Origin of the sequence: Burkholderia sp. RF4-BP95 (assembly GCF_001521985.1) — a bacterium.
In the GTDB taxonomy this organism is placed as follows: Bacteria; Pseudomonadota; Gammaproteobacteria; order Burkholderiales; family Burkholderiaceae; genus Burkholderia; species Burkholderia diffusa.
The window spans coordinates 1-19,913 of sequence record NZ_LOSX01000029.1 but is presented as its reverse complement, the minus strand read 5'-3'; the positions used below and the strand labels follow the sequence as shown (position 1 = coordinate 19,913).

At 68.2% G+C, this 19,913-nt stretch carries 22 protein-coding genes and 1 pseudogene; 8 read left to right on the top strand and 15 right to left on the bottom strand.

Features of this window, described 5'->3' with window-relative positions:
* Positions 1-20 precede the first annotated feature (20 nt).
* From bluB to WS46_RS12495, 3 genes are all read left to right on the top strand, one after another.
* A complete protein-coding gene (gene bluB, locus WS46_RS12505) occupies positions 21-782 on the top strand; it encodes a 5,6-dimethylbenzimidazole synthase (RefSeq protein ID WP_059690707.1) in 762 nt (253 codons plus the stop codon).
* A gap of 263 nt (positions 783-1,045) precedes the next feature.
* Positions 1,046-2,215, top strand: coding sequence for an MFS transporter (locus WS46_RS12500; protein WP_059530493.1), 1,170 nt, complete (start codon positions 1,046-1,048; stop codon positions 2,213-2,215).
* 146 nt (positions 2,216-2,361) lie between these two features.
* Positions 2,362-3,522 carry an MFS transporter gene (locus tag WS46_RS12495; RefSeq protein WP_059690706.1) on the top strand — a complete coding sequence of 387 codons (1,161 nt, stop codon included), beginning with the start codon at positions 2,362-2,364 and terminating at the stop codon, positions 3,520-3,522.
* A gap of 157 nt (positions 3,523-3,679) precedes the next feature.
* Here WS46_RS12495 and fahA read toward each other — a convergent pair whose 3' ends face one another.
* Genes fahA through WS46_RS12470 form a run of 5 tightly spaced genes read right to left on the bottom strand, consistent with a single transcriptional unit; the run spans position 3,680 to position 9,637 of the window.
* Positions 3,680-4,984 carry a fumarylacetoacetase gene (fahA, locus tag WS46_RS12490; RefSeq protein WP_059690705.1) on the bottom strand — a complete coding sequence of 435 codons (1,305 nt, stop codon included), beginning with the start codon at positions 4,982-4,984 and terminating at the stop codon, positions 3,680-3,682.
* Positions 4,981-6,315: a homogentisate 1,2-dioxygenase gene (gene hmgA / locus WS46_RS12485; RefSeq protein ID WP_059690704.1), complete on the bottom strand. Its 1,335-nt coding sequence runs from the start codon at positions 6,313-6,315 to the stop codon at positions 4,981-4,983. The genes fahA and hmgA overlap by 4 nt, the downstream gene beginning before the upstream one ends.
* Positions 6,316-6,330: 15 nt before the next feature.
* A complete protein-coding gene (locus WS46_RS12480; protein ID WP_059690703.1) occupies positions 6,331-7,692 on the bottom strand; it encodes an MFS transporter in 1,362 nt (453 codons plus the stop codon).
* The gene (locus tag WS46_RS12475) at positions 7,689-7,919 is read right to left on the bottom strand and encodes a DUF2783 domain-containing protein (protein ID WP_044844106.1); all 231 of its coding nucleotides are present in this window, start codon (positions 7,917-7,919) and stop codon (positions 7,689-7,691) included. Before WS46_RS12475 ends, WS46_RS12480 begins: the two co-directional genes overlap by 4 nt.
* Positions 7,920-7,948: 29 nt before the next feature.
* Entirely contained in the window at positions 7,949-9,637 is a 1,689-nt protein-coding gene (locus WS46_RS12470; RefSeq protein WP_059690702.1) for an FAD-dependent oxidoreductase, read from the bottom strand.
* A gap of 379 nt (positions 9,638-10,016) precedes the next feature.
* Between WS46_RS12470 and WS46_RS12465 the strand changes: the two genes are divergently transcribed.
* Positions 10,017-10,820 carry an EAL domain-containing protein gene (locus WS46_RS12465; RefSeq protein ID WP_059530510.1) on the top strand — a complete coding sequence of 268 codons (804 nt, stop codon included), beginning with the start codon at positions 10,017-10,019 and terminating at the stop codon, positions 10,818-10,820.
* 176 nt (positions 10,821-10,996) lie between these two features.
* Here WS46_RS12465 and WS46_RS12460 read toward each other — a convergent pair whose 3' ends face one another.
* Both WS46_RS12460 and WS46_RS12455 read right to left on the bottom strand, forming a co-directional pair.
* On the bottom strand, positions 10,997-11,407 hold the full coding sequence (locus WS46_RS12460) for a GFA family protein (RefSeq protein ID WP_059690834.1): 411 nt from the start codon (positions 11,405-11,407) through the stop codon (positions 10,997-10,999).
* Between the two features lie 94 nt (positions 11,408-11,501).
* Positions 11,502-12,293: an IclR family transcriptional regulator gene (locus WS46_RS12455; protein WP_044844103.1), complete on the bottom strand. Its 792-nt coding sequence runs from the start codon at positions 12,291-12,293 to the stop codon at positions 11,502-11,504.
* A gap of 172 nt (positions 12,294-12,465) precedes the next feature.
* Here WS46_RS12455 and WS46_RS12450 point away from each other — a divergent pair, with 172 nt between their 5' ends.
* Positions 12,466-13,653, top strand: a complete 1,188-nt coding sequence (locus WS46_RS12450; RefSeq protein ID WP_059690701.1) for an acyl-CoA dehydrogenase — start codon at positions 12,466-12,468, stop codon at positions 13,651-13,653.
* Between the two features lie 140 nt (positions 13,654-13,793).
* Here WS46_RS12450 and WS46_RS12445 read toward each other — a convergent pair whose 3' ends face one another.
* Positions 13,794-14,432, bottom strand: a complete 639-nt coding sequence (locus WS46_RS12445; RefSeq protein WP_034182833.1) for a peroxiredoxin — start codon at positions 14,430-14,432, stop codon at positions 13,794-13,796.
* A 318-nt stretch (positions 14,433-14,750) separates the two neighbouring features.
* On the opposite strand from WS46_RS12445, the gene WS46_RS12440 reads away from it, so the two are divergent.
* The 3 genes from WS46_RS12440 (at position 14,751) to WS46_RS12430 (ending at position 16,054) form a co-directional block, all read left to right on the top strand.
* Positions 14,751-15,053: a YqjD family protein gene (locus tag WS46_RS12440; protein WP_006754606.1), complete on the top strand. Its 303-nt coding sequence runs from the start codon at positions 14,751-14,753 to the stop codon at positions 15,051-15,053.
* A 124-nt stretch (positions 15,054-15,177) separates the two neighbouring features.
* Positions 15,178-15,567 (top strand): phage holin family protein, encoded by a 390-nt coding sequence (locus tag WS46_RS12435; RefSeq protein ID WP_059690700.1) that lies wholly within the window; start codon positions 15,178-15,180, stop codon positions 15,565-15,567.
* A 43-nt stretch (positions 15,568-15,610) separates the two neighbouring features.
* Positions 15,611-16,054, top strand: a complete 444-nt coding sequence (locus WS46_RS12430) for a DUF3318 domain-containing protein (RefSeq protein ID WP_059530521.1) — start codon at positions 15,611-15,613, stop codon at positions 16,052-16,054.
* 63 nt (positions 16,055-16,117) lie between these two features.
* Here WS46_RS12430 and WS46_RS12425 read toward each other — a convergent pair whose 3' ends face one another.
* The 7 genes and pseudogenes from WS46_RS12425 to glyA form a co-directional block, all read right to left on the bottom strand.
* Complete coding sequence (locus WS46_RS12425) at positions 16,118-16,570, bottom strand: type IV pilin protein (RefSeq protein WP_059690699.1); 453 nt, start codon at positions 16,568-16,570, stop codon at positions 16,118-16,120.
* On the bottom strand, positions 16,567-17,115 hold the full coding sequence (locus WS46_RS12420; RefSeq protein ID WP_082725323.1) for a pilus assembly protein: 549 nt from the start codon (positions 17,113-17,115) through the stop codon (positions 16,567-16,569). The genes WS46_RS12425 and WS46_RS12420 overlap by 4 nt, the downstream gene beginning before the upstream one ends.
* 113 nt (positions 17,116-17,228) lie before the next feature.
* Positions 17,229-18,068 carry a PilW family protein gene (locus WS46_RS12415; RefSeq protein WP_082725318.1) on the bottom strand — a complete coding sequence of 280 codons (840 nt, stop codon included), beginning with the start codon at positions 18,066-18,068 and terminating at the stop codon, positions 17,229-17,231.
* Positions 18,052-18,474 (bottom strand): type II secretion system protein J, encoded by a 423-nt coding sequence (locus WS46_RS12410; RefSeq protein ID WP_059530577.1) that lies wholly within the window; start codon positions 18,472-18,474, stop codon positions 18,052-18,054. The genes WS46_RS12415 and WS46_RS12410 overlap by 17 nt, the downstream gene beginning before the upstream one ends.
* Complete coding sequence (locus WS46_RS12405; RefSeq protein ID WP_059690832.1) at positions 18,471-19,028, bottom strand: GspH/FimT family pseudopilin; 558 nt, start codon at positions 19,026-19,028, stop codon at positions 18,471-18,473. Before WS46_RS12405 ends, WS46_RS12410 begins: the two co-directional genes overlap by 4 nt.
* Positions 19,029-19,181: 153 nt before the next feature.
* A complete protein-coding gene (nrdR, locus tag WS46_RS12400; RefSeq protein ID WP_006760615.1) occupies positions 19,182-19,661 on the bottom strand; it encodes a transcriptional regulator NrdR in 480 nt (159 codons plus the stop codon).
* Positions 19,662-19,667: 6 nt separating this feature from the next.
* Positions 19,668-19,913 (bottom strand): annotated as a pseudogene (gene glyA / locus WS46_RS12395) (serine hydroxymethyltransferase); the annotation flags it as partial.

Here is a 19,913-nt window from a genome sequence, read left to right as displayed (position 1 = left end):
CCCCCTTGCTTCTGCCGCTCATGCGTTTCGACGACTCCGCCATTGCCGCGGTCTACCGCGCCATCTTCGAACGGCGCGACATGCGCCACTTCACGCGGGCGCCCGTCGATCCGGCCACGCTCGCGCGGCTCCTGCGCGCCGCGCACCACGCGCCGAGCGTCGGTTTCATGCAGCCGTGGCGCTTCATCCGCATCACCGATCCCGCGCTGCGCACCGCGATCCACGCGCTGGTCGAGGCCGAACGCCGCGCGACCGCCGACGCGCTCGGCGAGCGGCAGGACGAATTCATGCGGCTGAAGGTCGAAGGCGTGCGCGAATGCGGCGAGTTGCTGGTCGTCGCGCTGACCGACGATCGCGAGCGCCACGTGTTCGGCCGCCGCACGCTGCCGGAGATGGACCTCGCGTCCGCCGCCTGCGCGATCCAGAACATGTGGCTCGCCGCGCGCGCCGAAGGGCTCGGGATGGGCTGGGTGTCGCTGTTCGACGTCGACGCGCTGCGCACGCTGCTCGGCATGCCGGCCGGCGCGAAGCCGATCGCCGTGCTGTGCGTCGGGCACGTCGATGCGTTCTATGCGAAACCGATGCTCGAACAGGAGCGCTGGGCCGCGCGCATGCCGATCGAGGCCTGCCTGTTCGAAAACGGCTGGGACGCGCCGGCGACGCAGGCCGCCGATTGCACGGCACACGCCGGCACGACAGGCGGATCGTCGCCGTCGCCCGAGGCAGCCGTACCGGGCGACCGCTCCGACTCGACGCCAGCCGGCGCCCTGCCCGAGCGCTAATCGAGCCGGCGGCGCGCGAAAAGCGCCGCGCCTCCGGCGTCGCTCCGACCCGAATTTTGTCGCGTTAACCGACGTCGGACATCGTCCAATCCCACACTGTGACGCGCTGCGGCTGCTACCGCGTCGCACGCCGGCAACATCCGTTTTGGCCCCGAGCATAGGGGTTTTCACTGAAGTAGAATCGCGGCTGATGTCCCCCCGCCCCGCCCGCCGCGCGCATCCCGCGCCGGCCTCGGGCCGCGGCCTTTCCGTAGCCCACCGCGATGCCATTACCTCTTTTCGCCCTTGCCGTCGCCGCATTTGGAATCGGTACCACCGAGTTCGTGATCATGGGGCTGCTGCCCAACGTCGCCCGCGACCTCGGCGTGTCGATCCCGGCCGCCGGGATGCTCGTGTCGGGCTACGCGCTCGGCGTGACGATCGGCGCGCCGATCCTCGCGATCGTCACCGCGAGAATGCCGCGCAAGCGCGCGCTGATGGGCCTGATCGGGCTGTTCATCGCGGGCAACCTGTTCTGCGCGATCGCGCCCGGCTACGCGGTGCTGATGGCCGCGCGCGTCGTCACCGCGTTCTGCCACGGGGCGTTCTTCGGGATCGGTTCGGTGGTCGCGAGCAACCTCGTCGCGCCGAACCGGCGCGCGCAGGCGATCGCGCTGATGTTCACCGGCCTCACGCTCGCGAACGTGCTCGGCGTGCCGCTCGGCACCGCGCTCGGCCAGGCCTGGGGCTGGCGCGCGACGTTCTGGGCGGTCACCGGCATCGGCATCGCCGCGGCCGCCGCGCTCGCGGTGTGCCTGCCAAGGAACCTCGCGATGCCCGACACCAGCATCACGCGGGAATTCAGCGTGCTGAAGCATCCGCAGGTGCTGATGGTGCTCGGCATCAGCGTGCTGGCGTCCGCGAGCCTGTTCAGCGTGTTCACGTACATCACGCCGATCCTCGAGGACGTGACGGGCTTCTCGCCGCGCCAGGTCACCTATGTGCTGCTGTTGTTCGGTCTCGGCCTGACCGTCGGCGGCACGCTCGGCGGCAAGCTCGCCGACTGGCGCCGGATGCCGTCGCTGATCGCGACGCTCGCGCTGATCGGCATCGTCCTCGCGCTGTTCGCGGGCACGATGCACCTGCCGTTCGCGGCGCTCGCGACGATCTTCGTGTGGGGCATCCTCGCGTTCGCGATCGTGCCGCCGCTGCAGATCCTGATCGTCGATCGCGCGAGCGACGCGCCGAACCTCGCGTCGACGCTGAACCAGGGCGCGTTCAACCTCGGCAACGCGACGGGCGCCTGGCTCGGCGGGATGGCGATCGGCTCCGGCGTGTCGCTCGTGAACCTGCCGTGGGTCGGTGCCGCGATGGCGGTCGCCGCGCTCGCGCTCACGCTGTGGTCGGCGTCGCTCGAGCGCCGTCCGGTGAGCGGGCCGACCGGATACGTGTGACGCGCGCGCAGCGGCGATGCGTGGCGGCGATGCGTGGCGGTGCGGCGGCCGGGCCGCGTGCCGCCGCGTTCGTTGCGCGCGCAACGCCATGCGAACCTGATGGCCTTCATGGACCTTTCAGGGGCCGCGGTGTAGCATCGCGGCCGATGAAAGCCATTCTCAATCGTGATTTCCTCGCGCTGATCCTGAGCGTCGCGGTCGTCGGTCTCGGCACCGGCGCGACGATGCCGCTCACCGCGCTCGCCCTGACCGAAGCCGGACACGGCACCAACGTCGTCGGCATGCTGACGGCCGCGCAGGCCCTGGGTGGCCTCGCGATCGTCCCGTTCGTCACCGCACTCGCGCGGCGCATCGGCTCGCGCCGCGCGATCGTCGTGTCGGTCGTGCTGCTCGCGGCGGCCACGGCGCTGATGCAGTTCACGTCGAACCTGATCGTATGGGGCGTGCTGCGCGTGCTGTGCGGCGCGGCGCTGATGCTGCTGTTCACGATCGGCGAGGCATGGGTCAACCAGCTCGCCGACGATTCGACGCGCGGCCGCGTGGTCGCGATCTACGCGACCAACTTCACGCTGTTCCAGATGGCGGGCCCCGTGCTCGTCAGCCAGATCGCCGGCGCGACGAGCATCCGCTTCGCGCTGTGCGGCGCATTGTTCCTGCTCGCGCTGCCGACGCTCGCGACGATCCGCCGCGCGCCGCTCGCCGGCGACGACGCGCATCACGCAGCGCACGACAGCTGGCTCGCCGTGCTGCCGCGCATGCCCGCGCTGATCATCGGCACCGGGTTCTTCGCGCTGTTCGATACGCTCGCGCTGTCGCTGCTGCCGCTCTATGCGATGGATCACGGCGTCGCGAGCGCGACCGCCGTGCTGCTCGCGTCGATCATGCTGTTCGGCGACACCGCGATGCAATTTCCGATCGGCTGGCTCGCGGACAAGCTCGGCCGCGAACGCGTGCACCTCGGCGCCGGATGGATCGTGCTCGCGGGCCTGCCGCTGCTGCCGTTCGTGATCGCGAACCCGTGGCTGTGCTGGCCGTTGCTGTTCGTGCTGGGCGCGGCGGCAGGCAGCATCTACACGCTGTCGCTCGTCGCATGCGGCGAACGCTTTCGCGGCGCGGCGCTCGTCACCGCGAGCTCGCTCGTGTCGGCATCGTGGAGCGCCGCGAGCTTCGGCGGCCCGCTGGTCGCCGGCGCGTTGATGGAGCAACTGGGCAGCAACGCGCTGATCGGCGTGCTAGTCGTCTGCGTCGCCGCGTTCGTCGCGGCCGCGCTGTGGGAACGACGCGCCACGTTGCAGCGCGCGGTCTGATGCCGACGCAAATTTTAGCGCCGACGCTCGTGCGCGGCGTCACGCACCGGCGCTTGCGTACCGCCGCCCGCCACCCGCCGCCGAAATGAAAACGGCCCGCGCAATGCGGGCCGCCCTCTGCTTCCGGACTACGCGTAACGAGTCGCGGTGCAGTCCGTCATACGCTGCGCGCCGGCAGGATCTTGCCGGCACATGCGCCGAAACCGATGCGATAGCCGTCGCCCTGGCACCAGCCCGCGAGCGTGAGCTCGTCGCCGTCCTCGATGAACGCGCGGCTGCCGCCACCGTTCAGCGCGAGCGGCTCCTTGCCGTTCCACGTCAGTTCGAGCAGGCTGCCGAACGAGTCCTTCGTCGGCCCGCTGATCGTGCCCGATCCCATCAGGTCGCCGACGCGCGTGTTGCAGCCCGCGACCGTGTGATGCGCGAGCTGCTGCGCCATCGTCCAGTACATGTGCTTGAAGTTGGTGCGGCAGATCGACGTCGCTTCGGCGGCGCCTTCCGCGCGCAGCGTCACTTCGAGCGCGATGTCGAACGCATGCTTGCCCGCGTGCCGCAGATACGCGAGCGGCTGCGGCGACTGTTCGGGCTGCTCGACGCGAAACGGTTCGAGCGCGTCGAGCGTGACGATCCACGGCGAGATCGTCGTCGCGAAGGTCTTCGCATTGAACGGGCCGAGCGGCACGTATTCCCACTGCTGGATGTCGCGCGCGCTCCAGTCGTTCAGCAGCACCATCCCGAAGATATGCGCTTCGGCATCCTCGCAGGCGATCGGCTCGCCGAGCGCGTTGCCGCGGCCGACGATGAAGCCCGTCTCCAGCTCGATGTCGAGCTTGCGGCATGCGCCGAACACGGGACGTTCCTGGTCGGGCAGCTTCAATTGGCCGTTCGGGCGCCGCACCGGCGTGCCGCTCACGACCACCGACGACGCGCGGCCGTTGTAGCCGATCGGCATCTCCGACCAGTTCGGCAGCAGTGCATTCTTCGGATCGCGAAACATCGATCCGACGTTGGTCGCATGCTCTTTCGACGAATAGAAATCGGTATAGCCGGGAATGTCGACCGGCAGGTGCAGCGACGCGTCGCGCTGCGCGACGAGCACGCGCGCGCGCAGCGCGGCGTCATCGCGCAGCCGCGCGTCGTCGCGCGAGAACAGGTTCGACAGCTGCACGCGCACGCTGCGCCATGCGTCGCGGCCGAGCGCGATGAACGGGTTGAGCGTCGGCGCGGCGAACACGTCGGCGCCGGCCGGCAGCGTCACGAGGCCCGCACGCGCGAGCGCGGCGAGGTCGACGATCTGGTCGCCGAGCGCGACGCCCGCGCGGCGCGCCGGTTGCTTCGCATCGCTGAAGATCCCGAACGGCAGGTTCTGGATCGGGAAATCGCAGGCGGGATCGTTCGCCGTCTCGATCCAGCTCTTGCGGGCCGGGTCGAGCGTCGCGCGCCAGTCTTGGGTATCGCTCATCGTTGCTCCGGATTGAAGTGTTTCTTGATGCCTTGCCAGCATTCGAAGTAATCGGCCTGCAGTTGCGCGGTGTCGAGCGCATAGCGCGTCGGCCGGATCAGCGTGCGGGTCTCGAACATGAACGCCATCGTCGCGTCGACCTTGTGCGGCTTCGTCGTGTCGCTCGCCGACGCCTTCTCGAACGTGTCCGCATCCGGCCCGTGGCCCGACATGCAGTTGTGCAGGCTCGCGCCGCCCGGCACGAAGCCTTCGGCCTTCGCGTCGTACGCGCCGTGCACGAGCCCCATGAACTCGCTCGCGACGTTGCGGTGGAACCACGGCGGACGGAACGTATCCTCGGCCGCGAGCCAGCGCGGCGGGAAGATCACGAAGTCGATCGAGTCGACGCCCGGCGTGTCGCTCGGCGACTGCAGCACGAGGAAGATCGACGGATCGGGATGGTCGAAGCTGATCGAGCCGATCGTGTTGAACAGGCGCAGGTCGTATTTGTACGGCGCGTAGTTGCCGTGCCACGCGACGACGTCGAACGGCGAATGTCCGATGTCCGCGCGCCACAGGCGCCCGTTCAGCTTCGCGACCAGTTCGAACGCGCCCTCGCGATCCTCGTACGCGGCCTGCGGCGTGAGGAAATCGCGCGGGTTCGCGAGCCCGTTCGAGCCGATGGGGCCGAGGTCCGGCAGGCGCAGCAGCGCGCCGAAGTTCTCGCAGATGTAACCGCGCGCATCGCCGTCCGGCAGCGCGACGGAAAAACGCACGCCGCGCGGGATCACCGCGATCTCGAACGGCTCGACGTCGAGCCGGCCGAATTCAGTCGCGATGAAGAGCCGCCCCTGTTGCGGCACGATCAACAGTTCGCCGTCGGCGCTGTAGAAGAAGCGGTCCTGCATCGAGCGGTTCGCGGCGTACAGGTGGATCGCGCAGCCGTTCATCGCGGCCGCCGAGCCGTTGCCGGCCATCGTCACGAGCCCTTCGACGAAATCGGTCGGCTCGACCGGCATCGGCAGCGGATCCCAGCGCAACTGGTTCGGCGGCGTCGGCGGCACGTCGGCCGAGTCGCCGAATTCCGACACGAGCCGCTGCGTGCCCGCGAACGGCTCGAACGGCCGGTGCACGGCCGCCGGCCGGATCCGGTACAGCCACGAGCGGCGGTTGTGGCTGCGCGGCGCGGTAAACGCGGTGCCCGACAACTGCTCCGCATACAAGCCGTACGGCGCGCGCTGCGGCGAGTTGCGGCCGTGCGGCAGCGCGCCGGGCAGCGCCTCGGTCGCGAATTCGTTCGCGAAACCGCTCAGGTAGCCGGCTCGCGCCGGTTTCGACAGGTCAAGCGTCATCGTTTCCCTTCTCCATCAATTCATGGCGGCGTTCGGCGCCTGCGCGCCGCTGCGCCGCGTTACGCCGGCCAGTCCCAGCACGAACAGCGCCGAGCACAGCACGGGCACCGCGGCCGCGTGGAACAGCGCGCCGTTGGTCCAGTTCAGCGCAATCAGTTGTCCGCCGACGAGCGGCCCGAGCACCGAGCCGATCCGGCCGATGCCGAGGCTCCAGCCGATGCCGGTCGAGCGCAGCGACGTCGGGTAGTACTGGCCCGCGAGCGCATTCACGGCCGGCTGCCCGCCGACCACGCAGAATCCGCCCGCGAACACGACGATCAGCAGCCACGGCAGCGCATGCGCGACCGAGCCGATCAGCCCGACCGAGACGGCCGCGCACGCGAAACACGCGAACAGCACGCGCACGAAGCCGTAGCGTTCGATGAACCAGCCGAGCGACAGCGTGCCGATCACGCCGCCCGTCTGCAGCACCGTGCCGACGATCACCGCCGTGCCCGGCGAATAGCCCGCGTCGCGCATCACGGTCGGCAGCCAGTTCGACAGGAAGTACAGGTCGATCAGGTTCATGAAGCTGATGGCCCACAGCAGCAGCGTGACCGGCAGGCGGCCATGGCGGAACAGCTCCGCGACCGGCGCGCCGCTCGCCGCGCGCTCGCGCACGACGAGGCGCGTGCTCGCGTCGATGCCGGCCTGCGGCGCGAAGCGCGCGAGCCAGGCGCGTGCCTGCGCGTCGCGCCCTCTCAGCACCAGGAACTGCAGCGACTCGGGCAGCCGCGCGAACATCGCGAGCGTCAGCACGAGCGGCACCGCGCCGCCGACGAAGAACACCGAGCGCCAGCCGAGCGCCGGAATCAGCGCGGCGCTGATGAAGCCGCCGATCGCGGCGCCGAGCGTGAAGCCGCACGACACGATCATCATCCGCTTCACGCGATGCGCGGCCGGGCTGAATTCGCCGACCAGCGCCATCGCGTTCGGCATGATGCAGCCGAGGCCGAGGCCCGTGACGAAGCGCAGCGCCATCAGCACCGGGATCGAACCCGCGAACGGCGTCGCGAGCATCGTCGCCGCGAAGAACAGCGTCGAGCCGATCAGCACCGGGCGCCGCCCGATCCGGTCGGCCAGCACCGACAGCCCGAGCGCGCCGAGCAGCATCCCGAACAGGCTCGCGCTGAACACCGGTCCGAGCGCCTGCTTCGGCACGCCCCATTCGGCGATCACGCTGGGCGCGACATACCCCATCGCCTGCGCATCGAAACCGTCGATCACGAGACACAGCCCGCACAACGCGAGCAGCATCCAGTGAAAGCCCGGGCGATGGGTCTCGTCGATCACGCGCTCGACTTCGAGCACGCGCGCGTCGGCCGGCGCCGCGCTCATTGCGCCGCCTCGGCGGCCGGATGCACGGGCGGCGTCACGCCCTGACGCGCGAGCGCCATCGCTTCGCGCAGCACGTCGGCATCGCCGATCTGGTTCGCGAGCAGCAGGATCAGCTTCGCGTTGACGAGCTGGCTGTCGGCGTCGGACAGATCGCGATGCATGTCGATCAGCGCTTCGTAGAACGCGTCCGGATCGGCCAGGCGCGGGCGGGTGTCGAGTCGGGGCATGACGGGTGTCTCCGGTATCGTTGTCGTGTTCAATGCGATGTTCCGCGCGCGCAGGTCGCGCGCGCCAGCGCGTCGGCGATCGCCTGGCGCTCGAGCGTGCGCATCCGCGCGCAGACGTGCTGGTCGGGGCGCAGCAGATAGAACGTGCCGGGCTTCGCGTCGTAGCGTTGCGCGGCGAGACCGTCGACGTCCTCCACGACGTCGACGCCGGCCACCGGTTGCGCGTGCCCGGCCGGCACGACCAGCACCGGCCGCACCGGCAGCGCCAGGCCGTCGAGCGCCTGCGCCAGCGCGGCGGCGTCGCCCGGCAGCCCGAACAGCACGCCCGCGAAACCGTCGCCCAGATGCCGCAGCAGCCAGCCCGACGTGCCGCGCGCGCGCACCGGCGCATCGGCCGCCGCCGCGCCCGGCCGCATCGCGCACGCGAACGTGTCGCCGGTGCGGTCCGGCGTGTTCAGCGGCGAATCGGCCAGCACGGCCGGCACCGACAGGCGGCCGCTGTTCACGAGCTTGCGCGCGAACTCGCAGTCGCGCGCGAGCTTCAGCGTCGCGTCGCGGAACACGCGCGATACCGCGCTCTTCGGCGTGATGAAGTCGGTCGAGCGCGTCGAGTTGCGAATGTTCTCGTCGGCCGCGAACTCGCGCTCGCTCGCGTAGGTGTCGAGCAGGCGGTCGTCCGCGCGGCCGTCGAGCACGAGCTTCAGCTTCCACGCGAGGTTGTCCGCGTCCTGCACGCCGCTGTTCGCGCCGCGCGCGCCGAACGGCGACACGCCGTGCGCGGAATCGCCCGCGAACAGCACGCGGCCATGACGGAACGTATCCATCCGCTGGCAGCGGAACGTATAGACGCTCACCCATTCCAGCTCGAACTCGACGTCCGGCCCGAGCAGCGCGCGCACGCGCGGGATCACGCGCTCCGGCTGCTTCTCGGCGACCGGATCGGCGTCCCAGCCGAGCTGGAAGTCGATGCGCCACACGTTGTCGGGCTGGCGATGCAGCAGCACCGACTGGTTGCGGTGGAACGGCGGATCGAACCAGAACCAGCGTTCGGTCGGGAATTCCGCCTTCATCTTCACGTCGGCAATCAGGAAGCGGTCCTTGAACGTGCGGCCGCGGCTCTCGAGGCCCATTGCCGCGCGCATCGGGCTGCGCGAGCCGTCGGCCGCGATCACGTACTGCGCGCGCAGCGTCTCGATGCCTTCGGGCGTCTCGATGGTGAGCGTGGCGTGTTCCGCCGATTGCGCGACGCCCGTCACCTTGTGCTTCCAGCGGATGTCGATGTTCGGCAGCGCGAACGCGCGCTCGGCCAGATAGCCTTCGACGTAGTACTGCTGCAGGTTGATGAATGCGGGACGCGCATGACCTTCCTCCGGCAGCAGGTCGAACGCATACAGCTGCTCGTCCTGCAGGAACACCTTGCCGACGTGCCAGCTCACGCCCTTGTCGACGAAACGCTCGCCGCAGCCGAGCCGGTCGAAGATCTCGAGCGTGCGCTTCGCGAAGCAGATCGCGCGCGAGCCCGTCGACAGCGTGTCGTCGTCGTCGAGCAGCACGACCGGCACGCCCTGCTGCGCGAGGTCGATCGCAGCCGACAGGCCCACCGGGCCCGCGCCGACCACCACCACCGGGTGGATGGCGGCGTCATCGCCGGCGGCCCGCGTCGCGCGCGGCCGGTAGTCGAACTTCAGCGTCTGGTAATCGATGCTCATGGTCGCCATCCGCTCCTCAGCCCTGCCGTCCGCGCGCCGACGCGCGCCGCGTCGTCCCGCTCATGCCCGTTGCCCGCCACTGCCGCGGCCCGCCCTGCCTCGCCCACTTGCTGTCAACCGCCACGTCTCGCTCCTTGCTTCCTGTTGATTCGATTCGGGAATCGGCGCCGCTCCGGGCGCCAGAACGCCGCTTTTCTTGATCGGCGACAAATCTTTGGATTTACGAATAGTAAAACCAATTACGAATAGTGAAATCAACGTAAACCCTAGCCATCCGCGCGAGAACGGGATAACCATATGAGCGAAACGCCAAGCCGAGCCGGACGGGCGCTGCTAATATCAAGGCATGAGGCGGCCGTTTCGGCCGCCATTTTTCCTTCCTACGCCGATGATTCCGCCCAACATTCCCGAGCTGGTCGTCCGTGCCGGGCAATTGCCGTATCTGCGGGAACACCTCGCGCTTGCAGCGGGCGGCACCGCGTGCGCGAACCTGCCGGAGCGCACGCTCGCGAGCGCCTATGAACCGATCTACGACGTGACGATGCCCGGCGCGCCGCAGTCGACGTCGTTCGCCGACGCGATCGAGCGCTATGGCGACGAACTCGGCTTCCAGGCCGTCACGCTGGTCACCGGCGCGCCGCACGATCCGGTCGACTCGGCCGTCGACGATCAGACGCTCGTCGCGATCGACCGGCTGTCTCGCGCGCTGCACGCGATCAACTTCTTCGGCGCGCAACGCCACGGGCTGCTGTTCCTGCGCGTGCACGAACGGCTGCTGAAAAGCGTGAAGTACGACCACGGCAAGCATTTCTCGTCGGTGCTGCAGCGCTTCGGGCTGCCGACCGAGCGGATCGTGATCGAGCTGCCGGCGGTCGCGGTCGCGCACAAGACCTTCCTCGGCTACCTGACGCGCAGCTACCAGCATCACGGTTTCAAGGTCGCCGACAAGCTGCCCGACCCGGGCCGGATCCTCGCGGTCGAATCGGAGATGGCGCGGCCCGACTACATCAAGATGGATGCGGGCATCGCGCTGCGCGACGGGATGGTGAAGGCGCTGGTCGCGTATGCGCAGCGCGTGCGGATTCCGCTGATTTTCGACGGCGTCGTCGACGAGACGCAGTGCGAGCTGCTGCGCCAGCACGACGTGCGGTTCATGCAGGGGCCGGTGTTCTCGAAGGTCGTCCCGGCCTGAGCGGGTGGATAGCCGGCCCGCGCGGGGCGCGGCACGGCGGATGGCGGAATGCGCTGTCGGTATTGCGTCGGGAATCGGGGGCGGCGTGCATCGTCGCCCGATAATGGCCGGTTCCTGTTCCGTTCATGCGTGAAAAGTCGAACGCGCGTGTGCGCGGATTCGACGCCGGCACGTCGCTAGGCCCTTCCGCCATCGTCGAATTTCGGCAGATCGTCGTCGATCTCGATGCCCGGGAAGCGATCCCCGTACCAGACGTGCCACGCGGGACGCAGCCGCGCCGGCTCGTCGAGCGTTGCATAGTTGATTTCCACGGTCGTCGGCGCATCGGCCAGCCGATACTCCAACTGCGCGCCGCAGCGGCCGCAAAAGCGCCGCTCGCCCCACGCGCTCGACGCATAGACCGTCGGCTCGCCCTGCAGGTATTCGAACGCGTCGAGCGGCACCGATGCCGACGCGACGACCGCCGCCCCCGTCGTGCGCTGACAGAGCCGGCAATGGCAGAAGCCTGCGTCGGCCGGAATGCCGGCGATCCGGTAGCGGATCGCCCCGCATGCGCAACCGCCTTCCATGGTTTCCGGGTGGGACATCGCGAACCTCGTCATCGTCGGGGAACCGGTGGATGATGATGAGCGCGCCTCGCGCGCGGCGCAACCGGCAGCGGCGGTCACGCTGGCGCCCGTTTCAGACCGTCTGCCCGAGCCGCTGCGCAAGCGCCTTCAGCTTCGGCCCGACCTGCGTGCGGAACACGTCCTCGTCCATCGACGACGCGGGCCCGCTGCAGCTCAGGATCAGCCAGCGCCCCTCGCGCGGTTCGCGAAACGGCACGGCCGCCGCGTTCACGTCCATGTGCCACGCTCGGAACGAATAACAGCACCCGCCCGCGGAGAACTCGGCCACCGCGTCCTGCGCGGCCGCGACGAGCGCATCCGCGTCGGCCGCGCCGCCGGCCGCCCGGTGCAGATCCGCATAGAGCGCGCGGCGCACGTCCTCCGGCTGCACGGCCAGATACGCGCGGCCCATCGAACTCGTCAGCATCGACAGCCGCGAGCCGGGCGCAAGCCCGAGCGTCAGCGCGGTTTCGCTGCGGATCGTCTCCAGATAGATCATGTCGAGCCCGTCGCGGCAGCCGAGCGACACGGCCGCGCCGATCTCGCGCGCGAGCGCCTGCATGTGCGGCCGGGCGAGATCGAGCGTCCCCGAGCCGGACAGCAGCGCGTAGCCGAGCGACAGCACGCCGGCGTCGAGCGCATACTTTCCGAGCGTCTCGTCGTAGCGCAGATAGCCGAGCACGGTCAGCGTATAGGCGAGCCGGTTCACCGTCGCCTTGGGCAGCCCGGTGCGCTCCGCGAAGTCGCGATTGCCGAGCATCGTCTCGCCGGGCCGGAATGCGCGCAGCAGGTCGAGCCCGCGCGCGAGCGCAACGACGAACTTGCGTTCGTCGATCGTGGTTTCGTCGATGGTTGAAAGCGTCATGTGATGCTACACTGGGTTCGTTTTGCAAAACATTGTTCCGCACAGCGGAACTACAGTCAAGCGAACTTTAGACATCGGGACAGGCCGCGAAGCGCCAGCCCGGGACCGACCGCCAAGCATGGGATCAGGGCAAGCGCCGAAGCGCCCACCCTGGCCAACAGGAGATGACACGATGAGCGCTGCAACTTTTCATTGGGACGATCCGCTGTTGCTCGACCAGCAACTGACCGAGGAAGAGCGGATGGTGCGCGATGCCGCGCACGCGTATGCGCGGGACAAGCTCGCGCCGCGCGTCACCGAGGCGTTTCGCCACGAACGCACCGACGCCGCGATCTTCCGCGAGATGGGCGAGATCGGCCTGCTCGGCCCGACGATTCCGGAAGAATATGGCGGCCCCGGCCTCAATTACGTGAGTTACGGGCTGATCGCGCGCGAAGTCGAGCGCGTCGACTCCGGCTACCGCTCGATGATGTCCGTGCAGTCGTCGCTCGTGATGGTGCCGATCCACGAATTCGGCTCGGACGCGCAGAAGCAGAAATACCTGCCGAAGCTCGCGAGCGGCGAATGGATCGGCTGCTTCGGCCTGACCGAGCCGAACCACGGCTCCGACCCGGGCAGCATGGTCACGCGCGCGACAAAGGTGCCCGGCGGCTATTCGCTGTCCGGCTCAAAGATGTGGATCACCAACTCGCCCATCGCCGACGTGTTCGTCGTGTGGGCGAAACTGGAAGAAAACGGCAAGGACGCGATCCGCGGCTTCATCCTCGAGAAGGGCTGGAAGGGCCTGTCGGCGCCCGCGATCCACGGCAAGGTCGGGCTGCGCGCGTCGATCACCGGCGAGATCGTCCTCGACGAAGTGTTCGTGCCCGAGGAGAACCTGATGCCGAACGTGAGCGGCCTGCGCGGCCCGTTCACGTGTCTGAACTCGGCGCGCTACGGGATCGCCTGGGGCGCGCTCGGCGCGGCCGAGTCGTGCTGGCACACCGCGCGCCAGTACGTGCTCGATCGCAAGCAGTTCGGCCGGCCGCTCGCCGCGAACCAGTTGATCCAGAAGAAGCTCGCCGACATGCAGACCGAAATCACGCTCGGCCTGCAGGGCGTGCTGCGTCTCGGCCGGATGAAGGACGAAGGCACGGCGGCCGTCGAGATCACGTCGATCATGAAACGCAACTCGTGCGGCAAGGCGCTCGACATCGCGCGGCTCGCGCGCGACATGCTCGGCGGCAACGGCATCTCGGACGAATTCGGCGTCGCGCGCCACCTCGTGAACCTCGAAGTGGTGAACACGTACGAAGGTACGCACGACATCCACGCGCTGATCCTCGGCCGCGCGCAGACGGGCATCCAGGCATTCTTCTGACCATTCGCGTGCGATCCGCGGCGCCCTGCGCGTCATATCTTCGCCGCTGAAACGACACGGCCCGCCCGGCATCGCTGCCGGGCGGGCCGTTTTCATCGGCGCACGCGTTCGTCACGCGCCGCCGACGTGGCAGCCGCTGCTTACTTGTTCGGCTGCGGCGTGAGGCGCAGGTACGGACGCACGGCGTTGAAGCCCTTCGGGAAGCGCTTCTTCAGCTCTTCCGGATCCTGCAGCGACGGCACGATCACGACGTCGTCGCCGTCCTTCCAGTTGCCGGGCGTCGCGACCTTGTAGTTGTCGGTCAGCTGCAGCGAGTCGATCACGCGCAGCACTTCGTCGAAGTTGCGGCCGGTGCTGGCCGGATAGGTGATGGTGAGCCGCACCTTCTTGTTCGGGTCGATCACGAACAGCGAACGCACCGTCAGCGTTTCGTTCGCGTTCGGGTGGATCATGTCGTACAGCTGCGACACCTTGCGGTCCGCGTCGGCGATGATCGGGAAACCGACGACCGTCGACTGCGTTTCGTTGATGTCGTTGATCCAGCCCTTGTGCGATTCGACGCCGTCGACCGACAGCGCGATCACCTTTACGTTGCGTTTCTCGAATTCGCCCTTCAGCTTCGAGGTCAGCCCGAGTTCAGTCGTGCACACCGGCGTGTAGTCGGCCGGGTGCGAGAACAGGACGCCCCAGCTGTCGCCCAGCCACTCGTGAAACTTGATGGGGCCCAGGCTCGATTCCTGCTCGAAATCCGGTGCGATGTCACCAAGACGCAGACTCATGATGTTCCCTCCTCGAACGATGCTGGTTGAAACCGCGCGCTGGACGGCGCGGGACAGTCCATCAGCTTACGGGAAGCAATGGGCGGTGCGAACGATTATTCTGTTTGATATTCATACTTTTTTGTCATTTTTACCCGGTATCGGGGCAGGACGGACGGCCACAAGGGAAACTTTTCGCAGCATTTGCGGCTCTGTCAATACTTACGGGTCGTTTACCATGTGGTCTTGCACCGCCGCCGCGTGTCTTCCCGGCTCGCCAGCCGGCAGGGGTTTCGCTACGATGTGAACCTGCAGCATGACAGCATGAAGGGAGTTGCAATGTCGGAAATCAACAAGGAGAAACTGATGTCGGATATCAAAACCGTTCTCGCGGACGCCGAGGATCTGCTCAAGCAGGCAGCGAGCAGCACGGGCGACCGGGCGGCCGAGTTGCGCGAAAAAGCCATGTCGCGCCTGAAGCAGGCCAAGGAAAAGGCAACCGACGTCCAGGTCGTGGTGGTCGAGAAAGGCAAGAAGGCCGCGCGCGCGACCGACGACTACGTGCACGAGCATCCGTGGACGTCGATCGGCGTCGCCGCCGGCGTCGGCGTGCTGATCGGCCTGCTGATCAACCGCAAGTAACGCGCTCAGCGCCGTTCCGCCCCATGTGCCGCCCGGTGCGGCGCATGGGTGCCGAAGCCAGCCGGCGGTTCGCCGCCGGCCGGCTTTGCCCTAGCCGCTTATTGCGCGCACAAGCGCCTCATCCATGACGACAGACACTCACCCGCAGCCGTCCGGCCAGGGACCGCTGCGCCGCCTCGTCGGCTCCGCGATCGGCCTCCTGCAAACGCGCCTCGAACTGGTCGGCATCGAACTCGCCGAGGAGAAGGAACGCCTGATGGGCGTACTGTTCCTCGGGCTCGCGGCCATGATGCTCGCGACGATGGCACTCATCAGCCTGACCGTGCTCGTCACGATCGCGTTCTGGGATACCTATCGCTGGCAGTCGCTCGCAGCCATCACCGCGTTGTACGCGATCGCGGGCATCGTATGTGCACTGAAAGCGCGTTCGGGCCTGCGCGACGCGCCGACCGTGTTCGAAGCGACGCTCGCCGAGCTCGAGAAAGACCGCGAAATTTTCCGCGGCAAGCCGTGAACGCAGTCGCGTTCCCCTCTCTCACCTACTTCGCCGACGCGCCATGAGCCAGAACGTCACGGGCCATTCGACCCGCCCCCATTCGTCGCGATCGAACTGGAACGCGTCGCAGCATCGCGCGCTCCGCAAGGAATTGCTGATCCTGCGATCCGAGGTTGAGCGGCTCGAGCTTGCCGAAGCCGCCGCCGAAATGCGCCACGCCGTCACGCGCTTCAGCTGGCTCAAGGTATTCGTCCCGGGACTGTCGGGCACGAAGTTCAGCCAGTCTGCCAAGAACCTGAACGCGAGCCTCGGCCAACTCGTCAACCAGTACCCGATGTTGAGTTCGCTCGCGTCGCTCGTGCTGGCGAAACCCATCCGCTCGCTGCTGCGCGCGAGCGCGGGCCCCGCGCTGAAGTGGGGCTCCGTCGGCTTCGCTGCATGGGAGATCTACCGGATCTGGAAACAGTCGCGCGACGAGCGCGAACCTGCCGCGAACGACGACTGACACCCAACGACGGGCGCGCACGCACCCGGCGCCGTTGTGTGTTTTCCGTGCGCGATCGCATGATCAACGCACGCCCCAGCATATCCGCTCCCGCGAGTCCGCCTCTGCGTCGTTCGATCCCGCGTTGCCTTTGGTCCCGTCCGCGCGCAGCGTGAACGCACCGCATGCGTCGTCGCGCATCGGGCCTGCATCGAGCGGGCGCGCAACGAGTTCGTAGGCCACCGGCACATCGTCGCCCGCTGTTCGCCGCAGCGCCACTTCGTAGACCGCCTGCCCGTCCGGGGGCGCCTGCGAATATGCATCTGGCAGCGTTCGTGGCGGCGCGCCGTCGAGTGTTTCGAGATACTGAGCTGCGCGATAAAGCGCAGCGACCGCGGATGCGCGATGCACGCGCGCGACATGCTCGCGATATGACGGAATACCCCACCCGGCCAGCGCGGCAACGATCGCGAGCACGATCATCAGTTCGAGCAACGTGAACGCCACCGATCGGTGCAGCAATCGAGGCTGTTTCATCGATGAACCGCCGCGACGCGCCGCCAGCGCTGTGTAACGATGCGTCCGTCTCGCAGCGCGACCTGGCTCTGCAGCCAGACCACGCTCGACGCATGGCCGCCGACACCACGCGCGGTGACGAGGTAAGCGCGACTCTCGTGCGGACCGACACCTCGCCAGGCTTCGATCAGGCATCGCGGCGGCTGGGCCGCCATCGGCCAGGAAGCGAATGGGGCAAACGCTTCGGCGACGCCCAGCGCGGGCGCACGCCGCCATGCGTCCGGCTCGACAGGTGACGCCGGTTCGTCGATGTATGGCGCCCCGCCTCGGAGCAATCGCGCTGTGCAGGCTGCCAGCGCTGCATCGGCTGCGTGAAATGCGATCAGACGGTCCGACAATGCACGCGTGCGGCGCGATTCCGTCAACGCGGATTCGAACCATGTGCCGGTCAGCGCGGCGACCGCCGCGCCGACCGCGATCACGGCCGGCAGTGCAAGGCCCGCGTCGCGACGCCAGCCGCGACTGGTGGACGAAAAGCGTGTGCGTGATGTTGTTCCGCTCAGCATGGGGCCCTCACCGCGCGCCGCATGTCGCCTGTCGCGGCACGCCACCGCGCGCTGCGTTGCGCGACCTGCTGCGATTCGCATCGCGAGCTCGTCGACGAATCGGTTTGCGTAGATCATCGCAACACCCCATGATCCTGCGCCGCATCACCCACGGGATCGGCGGATGCGACCGCGGCATTGCGCAACGCGACGATTCGATGCAGCACCAGATGCGCGCGACCATTCGGCGAAACGGCCGTGCGGCCGTCGCAATCGACATGACGCGCAGGCCCGTGCATCGGTTCGCCACGTGCGCGCACGCACACATGCACGGCAACGACATCGCGCCAGTCGCCGCTACCCATCGCCCCTGCGTCGACGAACTGCGCGGCTTCGCGCCGAAGGTAACGCACGCGCAGTTGGTCGATGCCGGACACGACGGGTTGCGGCGTACCCGGGCGCCCGCTTCCCTCGCAGTACAACTCGGGCTCGCCCGTCGACGGGCTGACATGCGCGTCGAAACGGTTTTCCACGAGCGGCCGCGCACCAGGAGCGCCAACGCCCTGCCCGAGACAATCCGACACCTGTGCCCCAATCGTCGGCCACGTCGACACGGCATCGCCGACATACCGAACCAGCAATGCGTCCGACGCTGCGCGCACGGTTTCGCAGCGCACCTGCGCTCCATTGCCTCGCACGCGCCCCGCGGAACAGCCGAACACCGGCGGTAACGATGGCGCCCCTTCGACATCGAGCGGGCGAAACCCGGCCATCTGGATCTGCTCGCCGATCAGCATCAGTGCGGTCGCGGCCGCATCGCGCATCCGGAAGCCGTCTTCCGCTCGCCGCTGCGCGACGCGTTGGGCGTGGTACAGCGCACCGGCAGCAGCAAGCACCAGCAGACCGACCGTCATCGCGATCAGCACTTCGAGCAGCGTATGCGCGCGGCTGCGGCGCTCACCGTTCATCGACATCGACCTCGGCCTCCCGAAACGGCATCCGCACGCACGATGGCGGCCCGACCGCTGCCCGCGCACTTTCGCAGCGCGCCGATGTCGGCGCGGAGGCCTGAGCGTCACGCCAGCCGACCGTCACGTAGCGGACACCCGCCGGCCCATCGTCGAGCGCCGTCGTGCCGCCGGGCAACGACGCGGACGCGAGCGCTGCGATGCCGTCGTCGGCACCCGCCACTGCGCGCCGGCTCTCAATGCGGGCATCGGCCAGCCATAGCGCGCGCTCACGCCAGATCGTCGCCCGCTGCGCGCGCGTCATCGCAAGCTGGCTGCCGGCCACCGCCAGCATCACCGTTGCAAGCAGCGCGACGGCCAGCACCGCTTCGAGCAGCGACGTACCGTGCATGGACTTGCGCGCGCGCTTCATGCCGCTTCGCATCGACCGGCAACGACGCGCGCCCGGCCGCCTGCCGCGATCCGAATGCAGCGCGACACGCGTGTGTCGTCACCGGACAGCGTGCGCCGCGGACGCACCTCGAAACGCCTGATCCCGCCAAGCACCTGGCCCGCCGGCGGAGCAAATGCCAGATCGTGCGCCGCCCCCGCGACGGCAATGTCGGCATCGCGCGGATAGCGCCGCAGCACGCGCGACCGTCCGTCGAACTGCCCGCGGACGATCCAGCCGCATGACCATCCCGCCAGGTCACACCGCTCGCCGGAATGCGCGCAATCGCCGTTGCGCCCGGCCCTGCACAGCGTGACGCGCACGCCGAGACGTGTCGCCTCGGTGCGCGCGAACGACAGCGCGCCGAGCAACGCACGCGAGCGTGCATCCACACGTTCACGCATGTGCCACTGATCGAATGCAGGTGCTGCGTATAGTCCGATCGCGGCTGCCAGCGCGATTGCGACCATCAGCTCGACGAGCGTAAAGCCGCCGCATCGCATGCGTTGTTTAACGCCTTGTCGGTGCAGTCCCATCGCCATCGCCCTCCGTCAACGTGATGCGACGACTGTAGCGACGCAAGCACACACGCGCCATTAGCCGAACGGCCGACTGGCGACATGCGATCGCGGCCGACACAATCGGCGCGAACTGAACCCACGGAGAAGACGATGAACGGACGCAGCGCGTCAGCGCTTACGCGGAGGTTTGGAGGGGGACGCGCGACGGAACTCTTCGATCACGTCGGCAAATTCGGAAACATCCTCGAACCGGCGGTATACCGATGCGAAACGGACATAGGCGATCGTATCGAGGCCGCGCAACTCGTTCATCACGAGTTCGCCAAGCTTCTCGCTACGCACTTCGCGCTCGCCGGTTGCGAGCAGTTGATATTCGATGCGGGCGACCGCCGCGTCGATCGCGTCAGCCGCAACCGGCCGCTTGCGCAGCGCGAGTTGCATGCTGGCGACGATCTTGCGACGGTCGAATTCCGTGCGGCTGCCGTCCTTCTTCACGACGGCCGGCAAGTTCAGCTCGACCCGCTCGTACGTCGTGAAGCGCTTGTCGCAAGCCGAACAACGACGGCGCCGACGAATCGCGGCGCCATCTTCGGACACACGCGAGTCGACGACCTGCGTGTCCTCATGCCGGCAGAACGGGCAGCGCATGCCGGATCAGCGATAAACCGGGAAACGCTTGGTCAGCTCGGCTACTTGCGCGCGCACACGCTCGATCGTCGCCGCGTCTTCCGGGTTCTCGAGCACGTCGGCGATCAAGTTGCCGACCGTCTCTGCTTCCGCCGCGCCGAAGCCGCGCGTCGTCATCGCCGGCGAGCCCAGACGGATCCCGCTCGTCACGAACGGCTTTTCCGGATCGTTCGGGATCGCGTTCTTGTTCACCGTGATGTGTGCCGCGCCCAG